The sequence below is a fragment of the Neobacillus sp. OS1-32 genome, from assembly GCF_030915425.1.
GTDB lineage: Bacteria > Bacillota > Bacilli > Bacillales > Cytobacillaceae > Neobacillus > Neobacillus paridis.
This window is the reverse complement of sequence record NZ_CP133263.1, coordinates 882,164-907,325: the sequence shown is the minus strand read 5'-3', so window position 1 is coordinate 907,325 and position 25,162 is coordinate 882,164. Positions and strand designations below refer to the sequence as shown.

General features: G+C 39.1%; 25 protein-coding genes and 1 pseudogene. 4 read left to right on the top strand and 22 right to left on the bottom strand.

The window, feature by feature from the left end; all coding sequences use genetic code 11:
* Positions 1 to 163: 163 nt before the first annotated feature.
* Complete coding sequence (asnB, locus tag RCG24_RS04750) at positions 164 to 2,017, top strand: asparagine synthase (glutamine-hydrolyzing) (RefSeq protein ID WP_308078429.1); 1,854 nt, start codon at positions 164 to 166, stop codon at positions 2,015 to 2,017.
* Positions 2,018 to 2,235: 218 nt separating this feature from the next.
* Here asnB and RCG24_RS04745 read toward each other — a convergent pair whose 3' ends face one another.
* The 5 genes from RCG24_RS04745 to RCG24_RS04725 all read right to left on the bottom strand — a co-directional run bounded on the left by RCG24_RS04745 (position 2,236) and on the right by RCG24_RS04725 (position 8,464).
* Positions 2,236 to 3,348: an alanine/ornithine racemase family PLP-dependent enzyme gene (locus RCG24_RS04745; protein ID WP_308078428.1), complete on the bottom strand. Its 1,113-nt coding sequence runs from the start codon at positions 3,346 to 3,348 to the stop codon at positions 2,236 to 2,238.
* Complete coding sequence (locus RCG24_RS04740) at positions 3,345 to 4,442, bottom strand: N-acetyltransferase DgcN family protein (protein WP_308078427.1); 1,098 nt, start codon at positions 4,440 to 4,442, stop codon at positions 3,345 to 3,347. The genes RCG24_RS04745 and RCG24_RS04740 overlap by 4 nt, the downstream gene beginning before the upstream one ends.
* A gap of 846 nt (positions 4,443 to 5,288) precedes the next feature.
* On the bottom strand, positions 5,289 to 5,693 hold the full coding sequence (locus RCG24_RS04735; RefSeq protein ID WP_202651550.1) for a DnaA N-terminal domain-containing protein: 405 nt from the start codon (positions 5,691 to 5,693) through the stop codon (positions 5,289 to 5,291).
* A 427-nt stretch (positions 5,694 to 6,120) separates the two neighbouring features.
* Positions 6,121 to 7,437: an IS1380 family transposase gene (locus tag RCG24_RS04730; protein ID WP_308077762.1), complete on the bottom strand. Its 1,317-nt coding sequence runs from the start codon at positions 7,435 to 7,437 to the stop codon at positions 6,121 to 6,123.
* Between the two features lie 154 nt (positions 7,438 to 7,591).
* Positions 7,592 to 8,464, bottom strand: coding sequence for an SDR family oxidoreductase (locus tag RCG24_RS04725; protein WP_308078426.1), 873 nt, complete (start codon positions 8,462 to 8,464; stop codon positions 7,592 to 7,594).
* 147 nt (positions 8,465 to 8,611) lie between these two features.
* Here RCG24_RS04725 and RCG24_RS04720 point away from each other — a divergent pair, with 147 nt between their 5' ends.
* Positions 8,612 to 9,331, top strand: coding sequence for a hypothetical protein (locus RCG24_RS04720; RefSeq protein ID WP_308078425.1), 720 nt, complete (start codon positions 8,612 to 8,614; stop codon positions 9,329 to 9,331).
* A gap of 112 nt (positions 9,332 to 9,443) precedes the next feature.
* Here RCG24_RS04720 and RCG24_RS04715 read toward each other — a convergent pair whose 3' ends face one another.
* Both RCG24_RS04715 and RCG24_RS04710 read right to left on the bottom strand, forming a co-directional pair.
* Positions 9,444 to 9,932 carry a prolyl-tRNA synthetase associated domain-containing protein gene (locus RCG24_RS04715; protein ID WP_308078424.1) on the bottom strand — a complete coding sequence of 163 codons (489 nt, stop codon included), beginning with the start codon at positions 9,930 to 9,932 and terminating at the stop codon, positions 9,444 to 9,446.
* Positions 9,933 to 10,143: 211 nt separating this feature from the next.
* Positions 10,144 to 10,530: a hypothetical protein gene (locus RCG24_RS04710; protein WP_308078423.1), complete on the bottom strand. Its 387-nt coding sequence runs from the start codon at positions 10,528 to 10,530 to the stop codon at positions 10,144 to 10,146.
* Positions 10,531 to 10,859: 329 nt separating this feature from the next.
* Here RCG24_RS04710 and RCG24_RS04705 point away from each other — a divergent pair, with 329 nt between their 5' ends.
* Positions 10,860 to 12,272 carry a glutamate decarboxylase gene (locus RCG24_RS04705; protein WP_308078422.1) on the top strand — a complete coding sequence of 471 codons (1,413 nt, stop codon included), beginning with the start codon at positions 10,860 to 10,862 and terminating at the stop codon, positions 12,270 to 12,272.
* A gap of 103 nt (positions 12,273 to 12,375) precedes the next feature.
* On the opposite strand, the gene RCG24_RS04700 is transcribed toward RCG24_RS04705, so the two are convergent.
* The 10 genes and pseudogenes from RCG24_RS04700 to RCG24_RS04655 all read right to left on the bottom strand — a co-directional run.
* The gene (locus RCG24_RS04700; protein ID WP_308078421.1) at positions 12,376 to 12,789 is read right to left on the bottom strand and encodes a YjdF family protein; all 414 of its coding nucleotides are present in this window, start codon (positions 12,787 to 12,789) and stop codon (positions 12,376 to 12,378) included.
* A gap of 487 nt (positions 12,790 to 13,276) precedes the next feature.
* Positions 13,277 to 14,128, bottom strand: coding sequence for a DUF6612 family protein (locus tag RCG24_RS04695; RefSeq protein ID WP_308078420.1), 852 nt, complete (start codon positions 14,126 to 14,128; stop codon positions 13,277 to 13,279).
* Positions 14,129 to 14,515: 387 nt separating this feature from the next.
* On the bottom strand, positions 14,516 to 14,776 hold the full coding sequence (locus RCG24_RS04690; RefSeq protein WP_308078419.1) for a CGCGG family putative rSAM-modified RiPP protein: 261 nt from the start codon (positions 14,774 to 14,776) through the stop codon (positions 14,516 to 14,518).
* Between the two features lie 147 nt (positions 14,777 to 14,923).
* Positions 14,924 to 15,061 carry a hypothetical protein gene (locus RCG24_RS04685; RefSeq protein WP_308078418.1) on the bottom strand — a complete coding sequence of 46 codons (138 nt, stop codon included), beginning with the start codon at positions 15,059 to 15,061 and terminating at the stop codon, positions 14,924 to 14,926.
* A 95-nt stretch (positions 15,062 to 15,156) separates the two neighbouring features.
* Positions 15,157 to 16,170 (bottom strand): MFS transporter, encoded by a 1,014-nt coding sequence (locus RCG24_RS04680; protein WP_308079112.1) that lies wholly within the window; start codon positions 16,168 to 16,170, stop codon positions 15,157 to 15,159.
* Positions 16,134 to 16,376, bottom strand: coding sequence for a hypothetical protein (locus tag RCG24_RS04675; protein ID WP_235887803.1), 243 nt, complete (start codon positions 16,374 to 16,376; stop codon positions 16,134 to 16,136). The genes RCG24_RS04680 and RCG24_RS04675 overlap by 37 nt, the downstream gene beginning before the upstream one ends.
* A gap of 64 nt (positions 16,377 to 16,440) precedes the next feature.
* A complete protein-coding gene (locus tag RCG24_RS04670) occupies positions 16,441 to 17,019 on the bottom strand; it encodes a DUF2087 domain-containing protein (RefSeq protein ID WP_308078417.1) in 579 nt (192 codons plus the stop codon).
* A gap of 302 nt (positions 17,020 to 17,321) precedes the next feature.
* Positions 17,322 to 17,504, bottom strand: coding sequence for a Fur-regulated basic protein FbpA (locus RCG24_RS04665; RefSeq protein ID WP_202651565.1), 183 nt, complete (start codon positions 17,502 to 17,504; stop codon positions 17,322 to 17,324).
* Positions 17,505 to 17,704: 200 nt separating this feature from the next.
* Positions 17,705 to 18,280, bottom strand: a complete 576-nt coding sequence (locus RCG24_RS04660; protein ID WP_308079111.1) for a YitT family protein — start codon at positions 18,278 to 18,280, stop codon at positions 17,705 to 17,707.
* 86 nt (positions 18,281 to 18,366) lie between these two features.
* Positions 18,367 to 18,507: pseudogene (locus tag RCG24_RS04655) on the bottom strand (N-methyl-L-tryptophan oxidase); the annotation flags it as partial.
* Between the two features lie 237 nt (positions 18,508 to 18,744).
* Here RCG24_RS04655 and RCG24_RS04650 point away from each other — a divergent pair.
* A complete protein-coding gene (locus RCG24_RS04650) occupies positions 18,745 to 19,062 on the top strand; it encodes a hypothetical protein (RefSeq protein WP_202651569.1) in 318 nt (105 codons plus the stop codon).
* A 143-nt stretch (positions 19,063 to 19,205) separates the two neighbouring features.
* On the opposite strand, the gene RCG24_RS04645 is transcribed toward RCG24_RS04650, so the two are convergent.
* The 5 genes from RCG24_RS04645 to RCG24_RS04625 all read right to left on the bottom strand — a co-directional run bounded on the left by RCG24_RS04645 (position 19,206) and on the right by RCG24_RS04625 (position 25,125).
* The gene (locus tag RCG24_RS04645) at positions 19,206 to 20,060 is read right to left on the bottom strand and encodes an HAD family hydrolase (RefSeq protein ID WP_202651571.1); all 855 of its coding nucleotides are present in this window, start codon (positions 20,058 to 20,060) and stop codon (positions 19,206 to 19,208) included.
* Positions 20,061 to 20,280: 220 nt separating this feature from the next.
* A complete protein-coding gene (locus RCG24_RS04640; protein WP_308078416.1) occupies positions 20,281 to 21,747 on the bottom strand; it encodes a C69 family dipeptidase in 1,467 nt (488 codons plus the stop codon).
* A 162-nt stretch (positions 21,748 to 21,909) separates the two neighbouring features.
* Complete coding sequence (locus RCG24_RS04635) at positions 21,910 to 23,250, bottom strand: hypothetical protein (protein ID WP_308078415.1); 1,341 nt, start codon at positions 23,248 to 23,250, stop codon at positions 21,910 to 21,912.
* Complete coding sequence (locus tag RCG24_RS04630; protein WP_308078414.1) at positions 23,237 to 23,542, bottom strand: BC1872 family protein; 306 nt, start codon at positions 23,540 to 23,542, stop codon at positions 23,237 to 23,239. The genes RCG24_RS04635 and RCG24_RS04630 overlap by 14 nt, the downstream gene beginning before the upstream one ends.
* A 101-nt stretch (positions 23,543 to 23,643) precedes the next feature.
* Complete coding sequence (locus tag RCG24_RS04625) at positions 23,644 to 25,125, bottom strand: aldehyde dehydrogenase family protein (protein WP_374049123.1); 1,482 nt, start codon at positions 25,123 to 25,125, stop codon at positions 23,644 to 23,646.
* Between the last annotated feature and the right edge of the window lie 37 nt (positions 25,126 to 25,162).

The window sequence follows — 25,162 nt, the reverse complement described above, 5'->3', positions numbered from 1 at the left end:
CATTTCTCATTGTATAGGGTGTTATCAGAACTACTGTTCATTCTTGCGAAAGAGCCCAACATTTTATAATATTCCCTGGAGAAAGGCACTGATGGACAGTTTTTGTTGATATTTTAATATTGTATAAGATTATCAAAAAACGCCAGCGAAAGAGTGATGACAAATGTGTGGAATGACAGGATGGGTTGATTGGCAACAAGATGTAAAACAACAAGGTTTCACCGTTCAAAAGATGGCAGAGACATTATCGAAGCGTGGTCCTGATGCTTCCAATGTCTTTTGTGATCATCACGCTGCACTAGGTCATACAAGACTCATTGTTGTCGATCCAGCCGGCGGCGCTCAGCCGATGACAAAGAAATCGATATCAGGGCAAACATATACCATTGTCTACAATGGTGAGCTCTATAATACAGAAGACCTTCGGAAGGAATTAACTTGCAGAGGTTATTCCTTTCACTCTCATTCCGATACAGAGGTGCTGCTCACAGCCTATATCGAATGGGGAGAAAACTGTGTAGAGCGATTAAATGGGATATTTGCCTTTGCGATTTGGGAGCATCAACAGGAAAAGCTTTTTATGGCAAGAGATCGATTAGGTGTCAAACCATTATTTTATAAACATCTCCATCATACACTCCTGTTTGGATCCGAGCTTAAAGCGATTTTGGCACATCCAGATGTGAGAGCTGAGGTCGATCGGGAAGGACTGCAAGAATTATTTGGCTTAGGACCTTCCCGAACCCCTGGCCATGGGGTTTTTAGAGGAATCGATGAGCTGCGGCCTGCTCATCTCCTCATTTTTAACCGAAACGGACTTACGATCAAACGCTATTGGAATGTGAAAAGCCGCGAACATCACGATTCATTAACTGAAACGGTAGAAAATGTAAGATTCCTGGTAAAAGATGCAGTTGAAAGGCAGTTAGTGGCAGATGTTCCCGTTTGTACGTTTTTATCTGGTGGACTTGATTCAAGCGCCATCAGTGCAATTGCTTCTCAGTTTTTCAAAAAAGAAGGCAGAGGGACGCTCCATACGTTTTCCATTGATTATGAAAACAACAGTGAATATTTTCAATCAAGTATATTCCAGCATGATGAAGATCGGCCTTGGATTGATAAAATGATCCGCTATTTAGGAGTTGTTCATCATCCCACGTTGATTACCCAAGAGATGCTCGCCAAAAGATTAGAAGATGCGGTAATAGCAAGAGATTTGCCTGGCATGGCTGACATTGACTCCTCCCTCCTCTGGTTTTCTGAAGAAATCAAACATGATTTCACGGTTGCGTTGTCAGGTGAATGTGCGGATGAAATCTTTGGCGGCTATCCTTGGTTTTATAAAAAAGAATTGTTGCATGAGGATCATTTTCCTTGGATGAAATCGGAACAGGAACGACACGAGCTTCTTTTGCCACATTGGCAGCAAAGGCTCAATTTAATGGATTATGTGAAAGCTAGATATAGAGAAACAATAAAGGAGGTTCCACGATTAGATGGGGAACATTCGATCGAAGGTCGTCGCCGGGAGTTATTTTATTTGAATATCGTTTGGTTCATGGCGACATTGCTAGAGCGAAAGGATCGGATGAGTATGGCCGCCAGTTTGGAGGTACGTGTTCCGTTTGCGGACCATCGACTGATTGAATACGTATGGAACATACCATGGGAAATGAAAATGTTCAATGGCCGGGAAAAAGGGATTTTGAGAAAAGCGTTAGAAGGCTTCCTCCCTGATGACATTCTTTATCGTAAAAAAAATCCTTATCCAAAAACCCACAATCCAAAATATTTAAATCTCGTTAAAAAGATGCTATCCAAGATAATCGACAATAACACAGCCCCTCTGCTCGAACTCGTATCCAAACAAAAGATAAAAGAAATTATTGAATCAAACGGATCCTCGTTTAAAGTCCCTTGGTTCGGTCAGCTGATGACAGGTCCGCAGCTGATTGCCCATTTGGCCCAAATAAATATGTGGCTTGAACGGTATCACGTCAACATTGTTGATCAATGAGCTATGAATGTTAAGAAATTGATTTTTTCCCTTTCTCAATGACCACTTAAAAACTTGACCATAAAAAAACCCCCTAAGCCTGAACTGGAGTTATTTCATTGAAGATTAAAAACGGTGTCATTGAATCCCAGCTCAACTTACTAAAAATCGTAACAAAAAGAGGGACAAAAAACTATGATATATTTTTGCCCCTCTCTATCCCATAATTTATTGTATTTCTAGGCGGGTGTTCTTGTTAGCGAGTTGTACCTTTTAGACGTTTGGCGTGTGTATGTTTTATATACATATGGGGATGTCATGACAGAAAGTAAAGCACCATAATTGAGGAAAAAGGCAACTTCCTCGCCTAGTTTTAAATGGATTTGTTTTGTATTTAGGATGATATGATCGCTGCTTGATCCTATAATTTCAACCGGCAGCACAGGTGATAAGCCCGAGACTAATACATCCTGCCTCCCAACTCCAACAATTGCTCTTCTCATCAAACCATGGTCTTCAAACGATATTCTTTCCCCAAAAGCATTTCTCCCCCTAATACCAGATGGGACAGATGGTTTGAGTTTCGATTCAATGACTTCCGCAACGAAGTAAAAAGCATCAGGGTATAGTCCGGGAATGACTTTTCCTGAAACCGGATCTCGCCCCAAAAGAATCGACTCCCCAAGGCGAATGTTATTTACCGAACCGGCATCATGGGTATTCATCAGCCAAGTGTAATTTGCAGAGTTTCCGCCGGATACGATGGGAAGCTTTATTTGAAATTCCTTTTGAATTTCGTTGACAAGATTGGAGAACTCTTGCATTTTTTTCACTGTCGGCACAACTCCACCAAAGCAGGCAAAGTTTGTGCCGATCCCAGCCAGCTCAATCCCTGGCAGCCTTAAAACTTCACGAATAAAGGCAGGAGTATCTTTCGGCAAAATCCCCTCTCTTAAGTCCCCCATTTCCACCATGATGATGATGGAGTGAATTTTATTCTGCCTTTTGGCTTCTGCTGAGAGAGCCCGAATAATTTCAAGCTCTGTATTCATGCTGATGTCAGCAAACTCAACAACCTGCTGCACTTCACTCAGAGCAGGTGTCCGTAATAAAATTAACTTAGATTTTAAACCAGCCATTTTCATTTTTCTAATATTTTCAATCTTGGAATCAGCAAGACTGGTGATCCCTGCCTCCACTAACGTTCTGGCCACTTCCAGATTGGCACAGACCCCTTTGACAACCCCTGAAATCTGAATCCCTTTCTCGCCATATAATTTCTTTAACACCTTTGTGTTATGACGGATTTTTTCTAAGTTTATTTCAATTCTAGGCGTGATTTTACTGGTCATATCGCGACCATCCTTGACATTTCTTGTTGTTTTTGTTTTAAAGAAGGGAAAAATTCAATTATGCTGTCAGCTACTTTTTCGGGTCCCTTTAACAAAACATCTGTCGTCGGCAATTGGAACTGCTGCTCATATTCCAGGATCGTTCTCTCGATCTCCCGTTCCGTCATGCCTTCATGATTTAGCGTAATCGAAATGACCTTTGTATGACCAACATATTCAATTAGTTCCAGCTCACTTCGAAGTGAAGGCATTTTCATAAAAGGAAAGTCTCCTAATACCTTTCTTTTTGGCGGGTGCTGTAAAATTACGGCTTTAGGGCGTGATCCTTTTAAAATACTAAAAGAGCTGCCATATGCTGGGTGGCTTAAAGCTCCTTGTCCTTCCACCAGGATGACATCCGGTTTTTCGATTTTGTTAGCCTTAATAATTTCATTTTCCAATTCACCAATCACATACTGCATGGGGAAAGCATCAACGGCAAGCCCGTATGAGGCCCCCTGGATTAATCCAGTTTGCCCTGTGGCAATAAAAGCTGTTCGAAAGCTTCTTCGTTTTAATTCTTGTTCCACAATCATAGCAGTTGTTCGTTTTCCGCAGGCACCATCAGTACCTAAGAACGCAACAATCGGGGTTTCAATTTGAAAAATCCTCCCCGTGAACATTTTCCACTCTTTTTTCGGTTTGGGTTTACGAATATCTTGAATGGTTACTCCATGCTTCTCTGCATATTCAACCATTTCTTCATCATCCGTCAGGAATTCCTGAAGCGGGTTGATGATATGCATTCCTGCTTCCATTGCCTTCTTTAGGATCTCTCTTTCACCTGTTTGCAAAAAGGCATTAGAAGGAGCAATGCCAAAAATAAAATACTGCGGTTTAACTTTTGAAACCCTAATTGCTTCCTCCAAACTGCTGCAGATGGGGATCCCGTTTCGTTTCTTGTCCAGGTATTCCCCTGCATCCCTTCCAGCTTTCGTGCTATCGATAACAGCACCAATTTGATAGTAGCCCGGGTCACGTATTAACCCGTTTGCGGTCTTTCCATCCATGGAACCAAATTGATTTTCACAATAAATGATTGCTCGTCTTTTCATTGACAATCCCTCCGTTTAATGTGAATTCAATTTTAGCCATAAATTAAGTTAAACGATGATCATCATGTTCTTCGTGAAAAGCTTCAGATGTGGTTAATTCATTACAATTCCAACAATAACTTCTAGTATTCTCCCATTTTGAAAGTGGTTCACCACAATATACGCATTCATAGTCCAACATTTTTATAATACCTCCTTCAAAGCGATTCCTTAAAGTTCAGAAAATAAGCTATGAAAACCAGCAACAATATTTTGAAAAATATATGAGGATTGGCATAGATTAAGTTCCGAAATTTTTTTGGTAAAATACTTTTAATAGTTTCACATGTTTACCTAACATTTGAACTATGGCTCTAATATTCCGTCCATTCAATAATGCATTACAACAAATTTAATCTCATAATCTCACCTCCTTAAATAATGTTGTTAGCACTCAATATCAGCGAGTGCTAACAATTAAAATATACAAAAAAATAAAAGAGAATTCAATACTTAACCTATAAATTTCGAATAGTTTCACATTTATAAACTTTAGGACGTTATAGACGGTACCCTTTTAGAAGGTTGGCAAAAAGGCAAAAGGATCCACCTAAGCCGCTGACTTAAGGATAGATTTTTTCCAAATAAGACATTCTCTTTTGAGGTACAGCATAACAGCAAATCGCAATTCAAATAGGGTAATGTTAATCGGAATATCTCCGCTTATATTTGCTAAATAAGCCTCCCCTATATACATTAGTCGGAAATTATCAGCCTATCCCATTTTGGAGTTTAAAGAAAATAAAAAGCATAGTGTTCCCATGCTTTTTCATAAGTTATTTAACTTGTTTTTTCACTTTTTGCACTTCAAAAGAGAACCCGTTGTTTTTCCAAAGCCTGTACCCTTTTCTCAAGTTCTTCTATTTTCCGCTGTTGCTTTAGCAGGATCTCATTCTGTTCTTCGATTATTTTTTTAAAATCAAGATAAGAGGCACTATTAGCGGGACTTGAAAAAGCCGGGTAATTATTCTCTAATTGCAATTCAACGCCTGCAATCTTAATCTCATAAGTTTTTTCAGATATTTTATTGACTGTTTCAGATATTAAAGAATGGTATCGCTCCTGTAACCAGTCTGCCGCAAATGAATTTTTTGGTTTTATTAGAAGCGTTTCTCCGATGATTTCCGCTTCAGTACCGGCAAACCAAGTTTCAAAACTAGGTTTTGAAATTTTTTCACTTAATTTTGTTAAAACCTCAGACCAAAGGTCCATTGGGGATCACACCTTTAACTAAATTTATAAAATTTTATTACCTGAATTATTCATACCTGCACATTAGTCAATAAAAAGAAATCTAGAAATTCAATTTGGTGCACAATTGCCATTAATTTATTTGTAAGTTACCTATTCATGGAAATCGCTAAGTGGCATGTCTTAAAATGTTAGGTTTTTGAGCATACTACTCCCTTGGTCTTGAAAGTTGTTTTTAAATATTGGCTGCATTACATTTGTCTGTTGATTTCCGTTCCGGGCGCTTGCTTTCCGCAGGGAGGAAGTCGAGCCTCCTCGGCGTTCCGCCTGTGGGGTCTCGACTTTTCCTCTACATCCCGCAGGAGTCAAGCGCCCTCCACTTCAATCAACAGTGTGTAAAAATCAAAATCGCACATTAACACAGCCCAAATTAGATAGCAGATAAGTTTTATTCCAGCTTTAGCAGTTGAATTCTCTGTAATACTTTCCAAAAGAATTCTTGGTACACAAAACTGGAAGACAACTTAAAGTAAAGTGATCGTCCTGATTTCACTAATTTACTTGCGACCTTTATCAGTCTTGTTCGAATGGTTTCGATTTGTATGCTTTTTTGTCCCTCTGGAAAACAAAGCGTACGAAGCCAATTTGTTAGGTTATATGCCAACAAGCTCAACATCATCTTGGATTCATTTACTTGAAAAGAATGGCTGTTCATTTTATCCAAACCAAATCCATTCTTAGCTTCCTTGATATAGTTTTCCATTGTGCCTCTTTTTTTGTACGCATTCACGATATCCTTCGGGGAAAATGCGTCTATCAAGTTCGTTACAAAAAATGAATTCGTGAAAAACAATTCGCCCGCAGGGCGAACAGATTGGATGATAACTTTTCTAGGCTTAGACCATGATTTTGCTTGATATTCGGTTTCCTCATAATAAATCTCTGGTTTTGTTGTATCGGCTGGAATGGAGGCAGGATGTAGTTCATCAGCGAGACGTTGCAAATTGGCATTTGATTTTAAACGAATCACATAATAAACCGACTCTTCCTCACACAAATCATACAAAGCTGGAACAGCAAAGCCACTATCCCCTCGTAGGAATGGGACAATCGCTGGGAATTTCTCATTATAATGTTCGATAAGAGGCTTGACAAATTCCACGACACCGTTGGAAGTATAGACATTTCCCGGTCTTAGTTGGGCCTTTAAAAAATCACCAGTTATTCCATCAAAAGCAACCAATGGATGGAAACCAACTGTTCCGTAATGAGAATTGTAAGATGTGGATTCCTGTTTTCCATACGTATCGGCATGTGTAGAATCCAAGTCGATAATAAGTGCCTTAGACTCTCTAATTTGATTCACTTTGTCTAAAAGTGCTTGATTAGCTTGATTTAATTGCACAATAGATTCCTTATCAAACCGTGCAAAAAAGCGGGATAAGCTAGGTTGGGAAGCTAATGCTTCTGTTCCAATGATTTGCGTAAACACGGGATCCTTCGTTAATTGATCAGCTGCATCATCTTCGGAATATCCAGCAACGATTTGATAAATCTTTTGACGAAGCAAGTTTTCATTCGAATGAAAAAAGTAGAGTCTTTCGTCTTTTAGTTGTAGGTATTTAGTTAATGTCTCTGAAAACCCTATTTTCTCATCGAATTCTCTAAAAATGAATTCACCGGTATCAGAAGAAAGGGAACCTCCATCATTTGACAATTTAATTTGACGATTGAAATTTAGGGTTAATTGCGGTAAAGTAGCCATTATAAGAATCCTTTCTGTGGTTATTTCGTAGTTGTTTTAACCTTATCAGAAATGGATTCTTTTTTCATTTATTAAGTGCATTAAAAATCGACTGAAAAGCTGATTAAATAGGAGAAAGCAGCCTATTTCAAAAAAACTGTGAATAATTCAGGTATTATTTTGTTTGTGAAATTGCATTAACAAGTTGAGTCAGTGCTTCATTGATCGGCGTAACAGGACGTCCAAGAACTTTTTCAAAATCATGGCTTTTAACAGCTAATGAACCGTTCCGAATGCTTTCTTGAATTCCTACTGTAATCGGAATCACAAAATCAGGTAAACCTAAGCCTTTCATAATCTCAGCATATTTTTCGTCACTAACTTGTTGTACAGGTATATTTTTACCCAATACCTTACCAAGAGCAGATGCCAATTCTTCTTGTGTTAAAAGTGGACCAGAAAGTTCATACACTGTATTTTCGTGACCGTTTCCAACAAGAACCGCTGCCGCTGCATCTGCGTAATCTTGTTGCAGTGCCCAGCCTACTTTACCTTTTCCAGCGGAAGTTACCCATGGGGCTCCTGCTATAGCACCTTGAATGCTTCCGATTTCGTTTTCCAAATACCAATTGTTACGCAAGAAAGAATATGGGATCCCCGTCTTAATGATGGCTGCTTCTGTCGCAACATGAGTTGGAGCGAATAAGTTGTTGCTTTCCGTTGCATTGGCTAGACTTGTATAAGCAATAAATTTTACCCCTGCACGCTCGGCTGCTTGAACTACATTTGCATGTTGACGAATTCTTGTTTTATTATCGCCATCCGCAGAGATTATTAATAAACGATCAATCCCTGCAAAAGCTTTCTCTAAGTTTTGCGGCTGATCAAAATCACCATGGCGAACTTCCACCCCACGTGCCCGAAGTCCCTCCGCTTTTCCCGGTTTTCGAACACTTACTGCCAGTTCACTTGCAGGTATAGATTTCAATAATGATTCTACAACCTTTGAACCTAATTTCCCTGTTGCTCCTGTAACTAATATTTTCATTCTTATCCTCCCATTCAGTTTTCCTGTAACAACAATAATGACATGTATTTATTTATTTTTCTCTTTTTCCTAAATCGTATTAAAAAAAACACTAACCTGAAACAAACATCTAGAGTTTTCCGTCTATTTTCAAAAGGGGTGCTGCCAATGAAAAAATGGAGTGTCTTCGTTTTATTTATAGTTTTATTAACCGGCTGCCGCTCCACCCCATTTAGTCCAGAAATATCAATTGATTGGGTTGATTTTGTGAAATGGGATGGCAAAAGTTATGATGGCATTTATACAGGGGTTTTGGCCGATAAAAAGTTCATTGGCGAAAAACTTGGCGAAGTAAAGTTCAAAGTAGCTGACAATGTAACGAATCCAAATTACAAAATTCGCAATGGCGATGCCGCCTTTCATGAAAAAGGGACTGAAATTTTCACGATCAAAGGCTATCCGCAATTGATTGCCGTAAAATCTTCCCGTGACATACATGGGTATCGCGTTTATTTTTCGAGGGACGATAGTGAATACAAATGGCATTTCATGGACATGCCAACGGAAAAGGTTCAGCGAATCGAGATTTACCTAGCCTACACACCGAATGGAAGTAAAAAAATTGTAGAAATAAATAACACTAAAGAGGTCAAGCGATTTTTGCAAATTTTAAACAACGGTGAATCAAGCCCGAATTTCCAGCCTAATACGGAGCATGGAAACCCGACTTATTATGAAATGGTCTTTTACACTGATAAACCGGTTGCCTATAAATTTGATCTGCAATTTGATGGGAACACGTATTATTGGCATCCTGCGGATACAGCCATTTTATCGAAAGAAATCAGTGATTTCCTGCCGAAAAACGATGGAACATACCGTCCATAAATAAAGTGAAACTTCCATCAGTGGGGTTTCCTTCATCCCCAACTGATGGTTAGTCCCGTTCTACTGTCTCATGTCCAAGTAAATTATATTCTTAACCTAAACAATAGTTCGTCTACATTTCAATAAAATGAATGGTATTTCCATTCGTGCGAATGAACTTTAATAAATCCGCAAATGAAATCCAGACTGTTGCGGTATTGTCATTTGGGTGAAATCCGAGCTGTTCTTTTCCTTCCAAGCTGCTATCCAACACGATTTCGACCGCCGCGTCAGAATCATTGATGACTCCAAGTGGGGTCACCGCACCCTTTTGCAATTGTAAATAATGCTGCAGTCTTTCATCAGAGGCAAAACTTAACCTTGTGCACCCCAATTGTTCCCGAATGCTTTTTAAATCAGCCTGTTTGTCCTTGTCTACAACAACAAGAAAGTGACGCTTTCCTTTTGCATCCCGTAAAAATAAATTTTTACATACCGCTCCATGTTCAGTAATTTTCAATTGATCCATTTCTTCTATTGTAAAAACAGCTGGATGATCCAGCAGTTTATACTCTATTCCCAAGTTTTTTAAATGATCTAACACTTGTTGTTTTTGCGACATTTGCTCTACTCTCCCTTTCTGTTTGTTTGATTTTTCATTTGCAGTTATTCGTCTTTCATATAACTAAGATATTGATAACATCTATTATACAGAAAAAAAACAAGTCAGTATTATCCTTTGAAAATCAACTTATTCCCAAATCATTATTTTTGTCTTATTAGCTGCAGTTCAGCAACGTAATAGGCGGCAAAAATACATCAAGTGTTTTTTGTCACAACGTTTCATTAAAGATCGTTTCTATAACCTTTAAGATATCATGGTCTGGTTGATAATAATGGCCATTAAATTCAGTTGATGTGAATTCAAATGTTTGACCTTCACTATCGTAAAGTGTGACCCGATATTTATAGCCTTTCATCTCCCTTTGGTCATTATCTGGAATCAGCTTAACATTTTTCACTTTTACTAAAAACTTATTGATAATGGTCTTATCCGTTATGGACTTTAACTCTCCCGTACTGCCACTGCGAATTTCGATCTTAGAAACCTTGTTTAAATCTTTATTGTATAGCTGTTCAAACGTTACTGTCTTCAAACCATTACAACCTACCAGCAAATAAAGGACTGTTAACATATAGAGAACACTTCTGACCCTCATAATTGCCTCCTAAAGGGATTATAATTATCCAATATTACCATTTTGCATAAAATAACAAATTTCTTTAATGCTTTCTATTACATATTCTTCAAATGATGGGTGTTTACCTTTTAAAAACGGCCCTATGGCTCAAAATTCGCCGCAAAGATACTAGTAATTGAACCACTTTTCTTTGTCACATAATGTTGATAATAATATTTCAGATTAGAATTAACACGGCTGATATTGGTTGAAGTGAAGAAAACATTGCAAAGAATGATGAATATTTCATGCCCGTTCTTCACAAACCAATATAAGAAATCTTATTCCCGTGAAGGAGTGGATCCTATATGCCACAATGGCAACCGCGGCGCACGCAAATTAAACAAAGGATGATGCCTGCAGAATTCTCGGTAAATCCTCTTTTTGCCCGAAAAGGAGAAGAGGCTGTTCCACGTTTTCAAATGCGAGATCAAGGCATGCTGCCTGAAACTGCCTATCAAATTGTCCACGATGAAATTGCACTGGATGGCAATGCCCGTCTCAATCTTGCCACATTCGTTACCACCTGGATGGAACCCGCTGCAGATCACTTATATACCGAATCAGTCGACAAGAATATGATTGATAAGGACGAATATCCACAAACAGCGGCGATCGAGGAACGGTGTGTGCGAATTTTAGCCGATCTCTGGCATTCACCCTCCCCGCATGATACGATTGGAGTTTCGACAACGGGCTCATCGGAAGCGTGTATGCTTGGGGGACTTGCGTTAAAGCGGCGCTGGCAAAACGCGCGCAGGAAACAGGGCAAACCAGTTGACCGGCCCAATATCGTATTCAGTTCCGCTGTCCAGGTCGTTTGGGAAAAATTCGCCAATTATTGGGAGGTGGAACCACGATATGTAAACATTACTCCAGATCATCCTTATTTGGATCCCGAAGGTGTACTCGCTGTCGTAGACGAAAATACGATTGGTGTGGTGCCGATTCTTGGAGTGACCTATACCGGTCTTTACGAACCAATCGCCGCGATTGCGAAAGCCTTGGATGAGCTCCAAGCTAAAACGGGTCTCGATATTCCCATCCATGTGGACGCTGCTTCCGGCGGGTTTATCGCACCGTTCCTGCAGCCGGACCTGATATGGGATTTTCAGCTTCCCAGGGTGAAATCTATCAATGTTTCCGGTCATAAATATGGTTTAGTTTACCCGGGGCTTGGTTGGGTCATTTGGCGTGAGGCGGAAGATCTCCCTGAGGAACTCATTTTTCGAGTGTCATATTTAGGCGGAAACATGCCGACGTTTGCTTTGAATTTCTCACGGCCCGGTGCCCAAGTCCTCCTGCAGTACTATAACTTTCTGCGTTTAGGCAAAGAGGGATACTATCAAGTGCAAAAGGCTTGTCAAGATGTGGCACATTTCCTCAGCAAGGCAATTGGGGACATGGAACCTTTTGAACTCTATTCAGACGGCTCGGATCTTCCTGTATTTGCTTGGCGGCTGAAAGAAGGATACGCATCCAACTGGAATCTCTATGACTTGTCCCGGCAATTACGGACATTTGGCTGGCAAGTGCCAGCATATCCTTTACCTCCAGACATGGAAGAGGTTACGATAATGCGCGTTGTGGTTCGTAATGGTTTTTCCATGGACTTGGCTCACTTGTTCTTTGAAAATCTAAAACAGTCCGTTTCCTTTCTGGATTCCCTCGATGATCCAATTCCCCATGACACTAAATGCGATAATGGTTTTCATCATTGATCCAGAAAAATTCAAAATTACCAAAATATCGCTACCAAAAAAGGCTATCCAAAAAGTGAGTCAATCTCAACCTTTTGGATAGCCCCTTGTAGAAACGTCTCATTTATTTACCTTTTCGCTTATTCTTTGCCTTTTGTTTTTTCAAATCCCACTTATATTGCTTTTGTTCTTCTTTTAAATTTCTCTTTTCGTTAATTTTGCTTTTCTTTCGTTGTTCGTATTCTTTTTTTATCGCTTCCTGTGCTTTAAATGAAATACTTGTATTGGCTAATTCCTTCGCTGCTTGCCTTTGGAGCCTCTTGGGATTAATGTTGCGCTTTAAAGTATGGTTAGCTGGTACTCCTTCTTGTGAATGGCTTGTTATTAACTTTAACAAGTCATTATTAACAAAATCTAGAACTTCTTGGTCCTTTGGTTCATTTCCAAATACATAGCGGTAAGCCTTAAGCGTATTTTCAGAAATCGTTTCTACAATACCCACATAGAATTGACCATCATAGGTAATAGTTAATTTCATTGTAGGTCCCTCCTCTATAAAATAACTTGGAATGATGGACATCCCGAGGAGGGGAAGGTTACTGACATTGATCATATAATGCATTCGGACTACCAACCGAATCGTGTTTTTTCATTCCAGCCATTATTATACAATAAACCAGTTCATTGGTTAATATTTTCTGTTACAAAAAAAGGATATTTTCATTACAAAGAAGTTATTTTACAAATTCATGGATTGTTTTGACAAATTCCATTCATAATTTTACATAATCACGCTGCATTTTTACAAATTATAGGATAAACAGGATCACACCCCTTAGTATAAAGTAGTTATTTTACAAAATCGGATCACTTTTTTACAAATTCCATGCACAATTTTACATAATTCCGATCCTTTTTTACGAAGGTTGGGATAAAATGGGTTTGTATCTTTAAATATTCATATTAAAAAAGGACTTTAGAAAAAAGTCAGCTAACCAACCCTTTTCCAAGCCCCATTCCCTTATTTATTGCACTTTTTTAGCATTGTCTAATACTTCCTGAGGTACTTTAATTTCTCCTAGTTTATTGTAATTGGAGTAAGTACTCTTCATCTCTTGTTTCAAATTTAATTTTTGTCCTTGGATAGCCATTTCCATTTCCTGATTCGTATTTAACACAGCAATATTGAATGTCTTTTTATCAATGAAAATTTCATAGTCAACATTTTTAAATTTTATGTTTTGAAGAACATCGGCATTTTGCTTGAGTGCATCCGGTAATAATTTTTCGGTATTTCCCTTTAAAAATTGATTAAACTTTTCACCAGATGCTTTCAACTTCAAAATATATTGAGTATCATTTTGTTTAAATGAAAAGTCATCGACGAATTGCTGTAATTGTTTAAGTTGCTCTGCCGGGTTGGCTTGCTGCTGGGGCATTTGTAAAACTTGCTTGGAAAGCTCTCCAGGCATTTGCATCCATTGTTTTGAAGTCGGATCCTTAAAGAAGAAACCTTCTTTTGCTAAATATGCCTCTGTATTCATCGCTTGGTGCTCAATAGAATCATCTCCGCCGGTAACATTCATTTTCATATTTTGATGTATCGCCATTGGATTTAATACCATATCAACAGATATTGTTGACTGAATGTCCATTGGTGATTGTTGATCTGGCACACTCATAGTTTGCTTAAGTTCCATATCTGAATGGACACTTTTCAAACTTTTGGATGCAGCGGTTGTTTTTGTAAATACTTCTTCAAGTGTTAAGCTTTCTTTCTCTTTCGTTTTTGAATCGACTGGATCTGCTTTCTGGCTGCAGGCAGCTAAACTAAATAAGAGCAAAAACGAAAGTAAACTGATCGCAAATTTTTTCATAATAAATTATCCCCCTTTTGATATCCTTATTATATACTTAATGAAAGTTTCAAAAAAATAAAATTTACAAAAAAAGGGGAAATGTCCTTCGAAAAAAACATAAAAATACAGGTCTAAAGAAGGTTGGAAATTGTTGACTCTCGGTATTCAAAGAAGAGGTTGGGCAAATTCTACTTGAACATTGCAAAAAGATTCCAGACACGCCATTAATCAAATGTTTGAAACATTATTAATTAATGGGCTATGGTTCTGTTAAAAAACAAAATGGAACAGATGCAGTTATTTTAAGGAGAATACTAAAAAAGTCAGGCACCAACCATAATGACGGTGCCTGACACTTTGCTAAGATGACTTGGAGTTTTTGATAGTTAGTAAAAACCTTTAAATCTAGTTGTTTTTCCATACTCTTAACACATATCCTCCACAGCCACATTGATCGATAAATTTCACATCAATTTCATTTTCGAAAGCTTGCTTCAGCTCTTCAGTTAAATAATCATCAGGATTTCCAAAGGCAGCAGGAGTTACAATGTTCACATAACAACCGTTTGCTGTCTGTTTTACGGCATCGATTGCGTCGTTTATCACTAATGAACGGTCTGTTTCATATTCATCATGTTCAAGTGCGATCGACCAATTCTTTTCCATATCCATCACCTCTTTACTTATTTTAAAACGAATAAAACAAGCGGGGGATGATATATTTCACTTACTTAGAAAACTTGACAATTGGTTATAGAAATAAAAAAAACTATCTTTCTATGCACTAACACAAAAAGATAGTTTTTTTGGCTTTTAATGTTTTTTAACCGGAGTGACAACCGCAAATAAACTTTCCGCGGGGTCAGATACATTGAATTCAATGATTTTGTATCCGTTTTGCCCGTCTTTGCATTCATTTTGTTTGGATGTTTGTAATTTAACATTGCTCATTGTTCTTACTTCCTCTCATACATTTTTCCCACACAGAAGTTACTATATGAAGGACTTTAAAAAATGTGCATGGATTTTTGTATTATTTTTACTACTTAAACTGCATCTCTCGCACCAATCTTTTTTATAGAAAGAATGGCCATTAGGAAAAGGGCAACAAACATATAAGCGCCCCCGCCAATTAAACCTAAGGACCGTGGTGTCATGTATTCTAAAGCGAAGCCGGATAATAGCATCGAAAGCCCCAATAAAGGGTTACTGATGGAGGCCAATAATCCAAACATGGTTCCATGATGTTCCTCGGGAATTTCCTTCATCAGCACCGTATCAAAACAAGTATTGCCAATCCCCGACATACATGCGGCAGCGCAAAACAGGATAAATGCAACAGCGACAAAATGGGTTTGGCTCAATAATACGAGAAAAGTTCCTTCAAGCAAGAGACAGACCAAGCCGATGCCAAGGATATTTTTCCGCAGCCGGTTAGCGATCGGAAAACTTAAAGTTAAGCCAATCCCTAACGCTCCATAAAAAAGCCCAACACCTATATTTCCCAAGTTATATTCATTCACTGCGTAGACACTAATAAGAACGTTATCAATTCCGTTCATGGAGGCTATGACGATTTCGCAGAAGAGAAGAATTTGTATCGGTATTGATAGGAAGATGATTTTTTTGAAGGTTGTTCGTGCTGAAACTTGTTTATTGAATCCCCTTTCCTCTTGGAGATGTTTCTTTTCAGGAAATTTTATTGTGGAAATAAGAGCTGCTGCCCCTAAAAAGGAGGCTGCGTTGATCCAAAACGTCAATTCTTCCCCAAGGAGAAAGGAAACAATCCCGCCAGAAATGGCCCCGACAATTAAGACGATCCCGACTAATACTTGTTCCAGACTATTCACCTTTATAAGATTCTCTTTATTAACCAGCTGTGGGATGGCCGATTTTCTCGTAGGGCTATAAATGGCCTCCCCTGCGGCTAACATAAAGGTACTTACGTAGACGATCCAAAGGTCCTCTTTACCATGAACCATTAGAAAGGATAAGGCAAACACAATCCGTACGAGATCAGTTGTTACCAAGATGTTTTTTCGTGAAAAACGGTCTGCCAGTCTCCCTCCGATTGGTGCAAAAATGAGATAAGGCAGAGCCGAATGGCTAAGGTCACACCGACAGCTAGACCGGAACCAGTTAACTCTAAAATGAGAGCAAGAACCGCGACAGAACTAAACCGGTCCCCAATCCCATTCACTACCCCTACCAGAAATAACCTACAATAATATTTTTCTTGTTTTACAAAAGACGCAGTAAATTTCATCACCTTCTTTTATAAATATCTAATTTGATACTTATCTAATTTGTTTTCAAAAAAAATTTCTCTGTTAACGCAGCCACCACAACTCAACCGGATTTAACTCATATTGGTTATTTTCCCGATACATAAATTGGCACATAATCAGTTCGCGGCGTAATGTAGCATAATCCTCATGAAATTGCTTTAAATATTCGTTGATTTCTTTTTCCGGATACACTTTTCCCATTTCCAATCCATTAATCATATGCTCAAGCACCACGAGCTTTTTCTTGCGCTGCGCCGGGAAGCTCTTCAATTTTCCATCTTTTGTAAAGAAATTCTGAATAATTGCATTGCGTTCCTCTGCTGTCACTACCATTTCCATATTGTTTTCTCCCCCCATTCCAATGTTTAAAATCGCCTTCGCGCCCATCTCCAATGCTTTTATATTCAGCGAAAAATAGATGGTGTTTTTGTCACGTCGTTCCTTTATCAGTCCGACTTCCCTCAGTTTTGCGATGTGATGAGTGATCGTTGGCGGTTTCAGTCCCAGCTTTCCGGCCATTGCTTGGCCATGCAATGGACCCTGCTTCAACAGCGCAATAATACGAATTCGAGTTAGGTCCCCCAGTGCCTTATGAAATTCAACCATTTTGTTTAATTGCATTTTTTGAACCACCTACTTAGATTAATATCAAATTAGATATTAATCTAATTTGATATGATTATCAAGAGGTAAATGAACTTTTTCCAAAAAAGTTCCCTACAAATTCATGACGTTCCGTATACTTCACAAAATGGCACTACAAATAGAGGATAGAACCGCAATGTTCTATCCCTTTCTTTGCAATGAATGCTTTCCTAGGTTTTCATTTAGATATTGAAAATAAAAAACCGCTGGTGCGGTAACACCATACGGATTAAAGCAAGCATTGTTTTCTATTCTACAGCTGAATATTTTTTTTTATGTTAAATCCACTGAATAGAGCCAAACTCACCATGCGGATGATTTTGTGATTTAAATCTTCTATATTCATATTCCAATTTTGAAAGGGACAATTCGTTTAGCCGCTTATCTTCTTTTGTAAACACGTTAAAAAAAATAAGTTTATTGATTAGTTTTTGTCTCTTTTTTTCAACGTTACCTTTCATGAAAAACACTCCTTGCATTTAACTTAACATTAGCGTCCGATTCCCGACAACTGATGATTTTTTAGTTTCTTAACTTATTTCTATTTTATACTTATAATTCCTATATGTAAAGTATGAATTAAAATACAAAAAAATCACCTTAACACATGGAAAAACTCCCAATCTACGGGAGTTTCACTTTTAGTTATGTCTTCTCCCCTTTATCCTTCGTTTTTTACGATGGAAGATGTGATAAACGCGACTATAACAATAGCCAGACAGGAACACAGAAAGCTTTTCAGATCAAATAAGGCAAATCCGGCCATAACGATGAGCCCATCAAGTAATATTATGATGATGGCGATGTTAATGGAAGTTGTTTTGGAAATCACTCTTGCCAATAAATCCGTTCCACCGGTGCTTGTCTCGTATTTAAGCATAAGAGCCACTCCGATCCCAATAATGATCCCGCCTAACAAAGCACTTTCAAGAGTTGTTGCATGAAATTGCGAGCGAATCGGTGAGAACAAATCAATAAATAAAGAAGAAACCAATAAACCTTCCAAACTATTTAAAAAATAGGCTTTTTCATAATAAGCGGCCAGCAGGCAAATCGGCAGGCTTAAAAAAAGCATCGTCATCCCTGTCTGAACATGAAAGTAATAATGAAGAATGAGCGCTATCCCAATAATTCCACCATCGATTAAATGATGTGGTACTAAAAAAGCATTAATCCCAACGGCCAATAACATACTCCCAACAATCGTCGCAATAAATTTCGAAAAAATAACAATCACCTTGACCAACTTTTTGGTTTATTTTATGATTGATTTTTCCAATTCAGAATTTGATTTAAGCCATCAGTTTTAAACAAATTGCGACTTTAGTTTTTTTCAAAACGCTTAATGGAAAACTGCGAAATATCGACATCATTTTTTCCAGAAATAATTAGGTTGCATAAAGCTTCGCCCACCGCACTGCTAAATTTAAAACCGTGACCGGAAAACCCTGCGGCGATTGCCACACAAACTAGTTTAAAGCTTTTTAATATTCAAACTGTAGGTTTTATTAAATTTGAATATTTTTTTACAATTTCGTCCCTCAATCGATCCTGTAATTTTCATCACACCTTCGCTTAATCATCGAAGGTACAATTTATCAGTAAGGAAGAGGCCTTCGCGGGGACTTATTGAGTCGTTTTTAAATCAATTAACCTCAGGGGGAAGATCCTCAAAAGTTTTTTAAAGGAGGAGGTAAGATCATGCTTAAAATATTGGTATTTGTTCTCATTGCTATTAATCTTGTTTTATTCAGTATGTTCTTTGAAGGGCTGATCGAGCAATATAAGTTAGAAAAAGAAGAGGCAAAAAATACCGTCAAAGGTGGAATGGAAGGATACTTGGAGCAAACGTTCGGCATTGGCGCCTTTAAGATTTTTAAATCGATGGTCGACATTGATGGCAATGTCAGATATTTAGTATATTTGCCGAAATACGAGTGGTTCAAAGCCCCGACATATCAATGGTATGAAGTATATGCCACCCAAAACGGATATCAGCATACAGAAGTAAACCGATAATTTTTTTAAAATTACATAGAACCTCTGAAAAGTCTGCCACGTCCTTACGATGAAATCCCCAAAAAAGGATACAGAATCACAAGATTCTCGTATCCTTTTTTTGCCCATCCTATTAGCTAAGATACATGTTGCAGCATAATTAATTAAACCAAGAATTTCTCCTTCAAGTAATAGTAAACTCCGTCTTCGTCGCAAGTGAAATTCGTCACTTCATCGGTAATTTTTTTCACCCGGTCTGTTGCATTTTTCATCGCAACTGCTTGATGGACCAGCTTCAGCATTGGCAAATCATTGTCACTATCACCAATAGCCAACGCATCATTAATAGATAAACCAAAGTGTTTTAACATCTGTTGAACCCCTGTTGCTTTATCTACGTTCGCTACCATCACCTCAGCATTGTGCTCTGATGATACTGACATCGTAAATTCGATTTCTTTTTGCAATTGCTCCAGTTCTTTTTTCCAGCTATTAATATGATCTTTTGTTCGAGCAAAAAAGTAAAATTTGGAGAATTCCTTTCCTGTAATATCGTCCTTCCAGTCAATTCCTTCTGTAATTGCTTTCTTTCGCTCAAGCCATTCATTAATCCCGACGCTTTCCGGCTTCGGATCCTCAATCTCAGCTTCCATAAATGCTTGATCCTGTTTTAGGGCAATGCGAGGGGCTCCGTATGGAAAAAGTTCATAGTACACTTTATGTTCTTCCGCCATTTGAACCACTTTTTCAACGAGATTAAGCGGCAGGGTATGTTTAAAAACGATTTTCTCGCCAACGTAACCGGCCATTCCGTTTGAAGCCACAACCCCATCTACTTGAAAACCAGGTGGAACCAATCCTTCAATTTCTTCATATGCTCTTCCAGTCGCAATAAAGACTAGTATTCCTTTTTCCCTTAGTTTATCAATGATCTCTTTCGTACGAACACTTACTCTATTTTGATGGTTTAAAATCGTACCATCCATATCTAAAAATATTGCCTTTGTTGTATATTCCATGCCGTTTTTCCTCCACCTATGTAAAAAAATGATGTCTCCCCTAGTATACACCGTCATGCGTCCTGCTGCCAAAAAAGCTTGTCAATTTGCGCACCATTCTTTAGCACTTGCTTTTCCCTTTTTAAAAAGTGCCAGGCACCATGTTTTCACATGGTGCCTGGCACTGGTGTTGTTATTCACCAAAAATTGGCAAGCGCTTTTAGCACTTGCCAATTTTATTTTATAGATCTGGATTGAAGACACCTTTTGAATGACTGGCAATCTTCGTAATTAATTCATTTCGTAGGGTTTTAGATTTTGAGTAGGCATCTTCAGCTGTTTTATTACTATATTTATTTAAATAATCAATCGCTTTTTTCGGATCCTTTTTATATAAGTTCAAAGCTTCTTTTTCAACTGAAGGCTGTTTGGCCAATAATTTATCTTCGTATTTGCCCCAATAGTTTTTCACGCCAACACCAAGATTAGCAGGGTCTGTTGCGGCTAAAGCTGCAGGAGCTCGGAAAGCCCAGTAAGCTGAATCAGTGCTAAAAATGTTGTTGCCATGCTTATAAGCAGTAGGAGTGTCCAGAATTGCTGCATAAAATGGCAAATAAACACTGTATTCCGGATTAGCTAAGCTAAGCCACATCACATTGTTAATTTTATTCGCTCTCAATTGAATCACATGAGATTCCACTGTCCGGTCAACACCTACAGCCCGTTCATCTTTACCAGTTGGGGTAGATGGATCATACGGAGTCCCTTCATAGTGAGATCCCAAAAATTTCATGACTTGTTTTGGCGTAATTTTCTTATCTGGCGTCATAAATAATGGATAACGTTGTAATTCAGCATTTTGCGTAATCGACGGAGTAAAGGTTCTTTCTCCCCACCATTCTCTGCGGGAATTGTATTTTTGGCCAACTTCTCCATAAGTTCCGGCAAAGTCAAATGGTTTATCTTTACTATAGTTGGTAATTAGACCTTTTCCAACCGCGTAAGAAATAACTGTTTTCGATCCCATGAAGTTTTTCGTATCGTTTTGATTGTAATTATCAATTCTTAATCCATTGGCCACAATGAGATATTTAGTGTCAGGCACTCTTTCAGCCACCCATTGATGGCCTGTGGCCACTTCAAAATACCAGATTTCATTTTTATCGGCAATGGCCAGTCCGTTGGCTTCGGCAGAACCATATTTTTCAATGTACTGACCAAGTAATTTGGCACCGTCACGGGCTGTTTTTACACGTGGTAAAATCAATGACGGAATGACCGATTCAGTCACACCTTTCGCAATAAATGGATCGGCTTTTTCTGCTTTTTCATTGGCGTACGCACTATTTGTAGCCGAAACCGCAACGCCGTATTCATTAATTCCTGCTTCCTCGAAAGGCCCTTCTGAAGGATCCCAGTCTGGTACCGCAATATATTTGTAAGAAACTGATGGTTGCGTGACCGTTAAACCCGTGACAAATTTTTGTTTTTCTCCCTTTTTGTGCGTTTTTCGAGGGAATACCTTGACATGTTTTGACCATGCGCTTGATACATCCTCATTGCGCGCAACCAAGACAGAGCCATCTGCGGTCGCCTTTTTTCCGGCAAAAACCGATGTACAAGCGCTCGCAGGAAATGCAAAGCCTCCAACTAATAAGGCCGTACTGGCAACTGCAGCTATTGCTCTTTTCATCCTGTGTGCCTTCATTTTCTTTCCTCCCTTTATATCTCTTATTGGAACAAGCTTATTATAACGTCAGTTAAGAAAAGGAAATGTTAGCACTTTCACATTTTGTATATGCACACAAAAAATTCATAATTTCCGTTGGCTGAATGGAGCTACTGACCCGTTTTTAGGCGAATTTTACTTTTATCGAGTCTGCTTGTACAAGGTTTCCCAGCTTTCCAGTAAGTACGCGTCGATTTCGTGCTGCCGTTTCTTTTGTTTTTTCAAAAAAGTAATAAACGAGCTCAACAATGCCAGTAATTCCGCCCAATTGAAAGCAAGCGGATTCCAGCCATAGCTCCACAGCTTCACAATGTTACCACCCATTGTCAAGCTGTGAGCCAGTGTCAGCATCGAGGAAAGCTTGCCTTTATGTGCTGTGCTCATGTTTTTCACAAATAAAAAATCAAAATTCGCGATATTGTAATATAAACGAATCACAATCTCAACCGTTGCCGGGACGAGACTCATCGTCGCAAAATGGCGCAAATCATAGCCATTAGAATACATAAACCGCGCTAAATGTGGGTATGTAACCTGTTCGCCGTTTTCTTTGAGAGTAAATGGTGATTCCTTCTTGATGCTCTGTAACATTGTAAAAAAAGGCGGCTGAACACCAGAAGAAGTGGGAATATCCGATAACGTATGGGCAAACACCTGCAAAATCGCCTCCAAAACGTTCCCGCTGCCATCGCCCGTTTTCAACATATGGAAAACACCATTTTTGTCAATCGTTGTCATCGTTCCCCGCAAAATATCGATGACCCCGAAGACAAAACCAAGGATCGGGTCATGCCCTGGACTCATCAATCGGTGGAGACTCGGTCTTAATCCATCAATGTTTATTCCCTTCCCTTTATCATTATGGCTGATATCATAAGGGACCTTGGCATATTCCTCAAGTTTCTTTTGCATTTCCCGAAGCCATTGATAGAAGCCATTGTCCTTCGTCTCATCAAACTGATTCGGCCGCCGACCGCTTCTTCCATTACTACCGGCCGATGGAGCTTTTCCCATAATCATGTCACTTTGTTTATTTAAAAATTTTGTCACTGGGCTTCCTTTATATTCCTGGCCCTTGAAATTCATATCCCAGGGAATTCTGACAATGAAAAAATCTACGAGTATTGCCAACAAAGCCGATAGGGCGACCACTCCGTAATCCCACTCCGTCCATGAGAGTTTGCCAAACTTATCATCATACTGTTTCAATACAGCTCGCGCCTGCTCGACTCCAAGAATCTCCAGCAGCGGATCTTTTGAGGTATCGAGATGATGTTGTCGTAAATATTCATCAACAGCTGTTATGTATTCTTGGTCATTAGCAATTTCCAAAACTGGGAGCGGCTGAAGCTGGTGATATCGTTTGTAAAATCTTTCAGCCACGGTTGGTTCTAACTCTCTAACTCCCTCCCTGGTTGACAAGTCGTCTTCTGTTTGTGCTGAATAGATGTGATCGCTCAGAAAATATTCACAACCACTCATCAGGAACCGAGCTATTATCGGCAATCGAAAAAGCGGCATTAGTAATGGCTTCCGCCAAAGTCTCGCCCGTCTCGCAAACATCCCCAAAGCATGCCGTCGTTCGGCCATCTGTTGTATAGGTAAACCCTAGTTCCTTCATTCTCGCCACAATCCGCAGTGCGTGGTCGAGATTTTGCTCCGGTTGAAAATCTGAAACGGAAATAAATTCTCCTTTTTCATAATCAAACCAGCGGTCCCATCTATTTAATTTCCAACCTAGTATTCTTCGCGCAATAATTTCCACTTTATTCATGAGGTGACTACTCCTTCTGCCTTGATTCCATTATTTTAGCATTCCCCGCTGCATTGAAAAAGGCACCAAGTGAAAAATCACATGGTGCCTATGTGATGCCATTATTCCAAATTAACCCATATACTCTTGACTTCTGTATAACTTTCAAGTGCGTAGGCGCTTAAGTCTCTGCCAAAGCCTGATTGTTTATAACCACCAAATGGGGAGGCCGGGTCAATAGCGTCATAACAATTGATCCAGACACTGCCCGATTTGATTTGATTCGCCACTTTATGAGCCGTTTTTACATTTTCCGTCCAGATACCTGCTCCTAACCCGTATGGAGAGTTATTGGCACGTTCTACCGCTTCTTCCACTGAATCGTACGCCATCACCACAACAACCGGACCAAAAATTTCTTCCCTGGCGATGTTCATATTCTCTTCAACATCAACAAAAATTGTCGGTTCTATGAAGTATCCTGTATCCGATTTTCCACCTCCGAATGCAATTTTTGCCCCTTCTTTTACTCCTATATTGATAAATTCAGAAACACGTTCCTGCTGTTTTTTTGACACGAGCGGTCCCATTGTTGTTTCTTCATCCAACCCATTGCCAAGCTTCACCTGTCTCGCCAGCTCCACCATTCCTGCCACAACCTCATCGTATTGGCTCCGATGTACATAAACACGGGAACCGGCGCTGCAAACCTCCCCTTGATTAAACATGATACCGTTAAAAACTCCGGGGATTGCCTTTTCTAAATCTGCATCTGGCAGAATAATATTCGGTGATTTCTCCCCCAGTTCAAGGGTCAGGCGTTTCATCGTGTCAGCCGCTTTTTTCATAATTTTTTTACCAACCTTTGTAGATCCGGTAAACGAAATTTTATCGACATTCGGGTGTTCCACTAGCGCATTACCGGCAATTTCACCAAAACCAGGTACAATATTTACAACACCAGCTGGGAAGCCAGCTTTTTCAACCAGTTCAGCAAAATAAATAGCTGATAACGGCGTCTGTTCTGCTGGCTTCAACACGATGGTACAACCAGCCGCAAGTGCAGGAGCAACTTTCCAGGAAAGCATATTGATTGGATAATTAAACGGAATAATTTGTCCAACTACGCCAACAGGTTCGTGGCGTGTGTAATTTAAGAATGAATCAGATACAGGAATCGTTTGTCCCATATTCTTTGTAGCCCAGCCGGCGAAATAACGAAATTGCTCAATAGTTCCGGGAAGGTCGACTGCACGCGTCTCGTTGATTGGCTTCCCATTATCCAGACTGTCCAATTGGGCCAACTCTTCTTTGTGTTCTTCAATCAGGTCTGCCAATTTATATATAAGATGCCCTCTGTCAGCAGGCCGCATTGTTGACCATCGTCCTTTTTCGAACGCATCCTTCGCCGCCTTTACGGCTTGATTAATATCCTCAACACCTGCCTCATAAACGCTTGCCAAAACTTCTCCAGTTGCCGGATTATAAGTGTCGAACATTTTTAAAGAGACAGATTCCACAAACTTCCCATTTATATAAAGCTTTTTTGTCCCTTTTAAAAACTCAATCACCCTATTGCTTAATTCTTGAACTTGATTCACCAATTAAACTCACTCCTTAACTAAAAAATAAACATGTCAG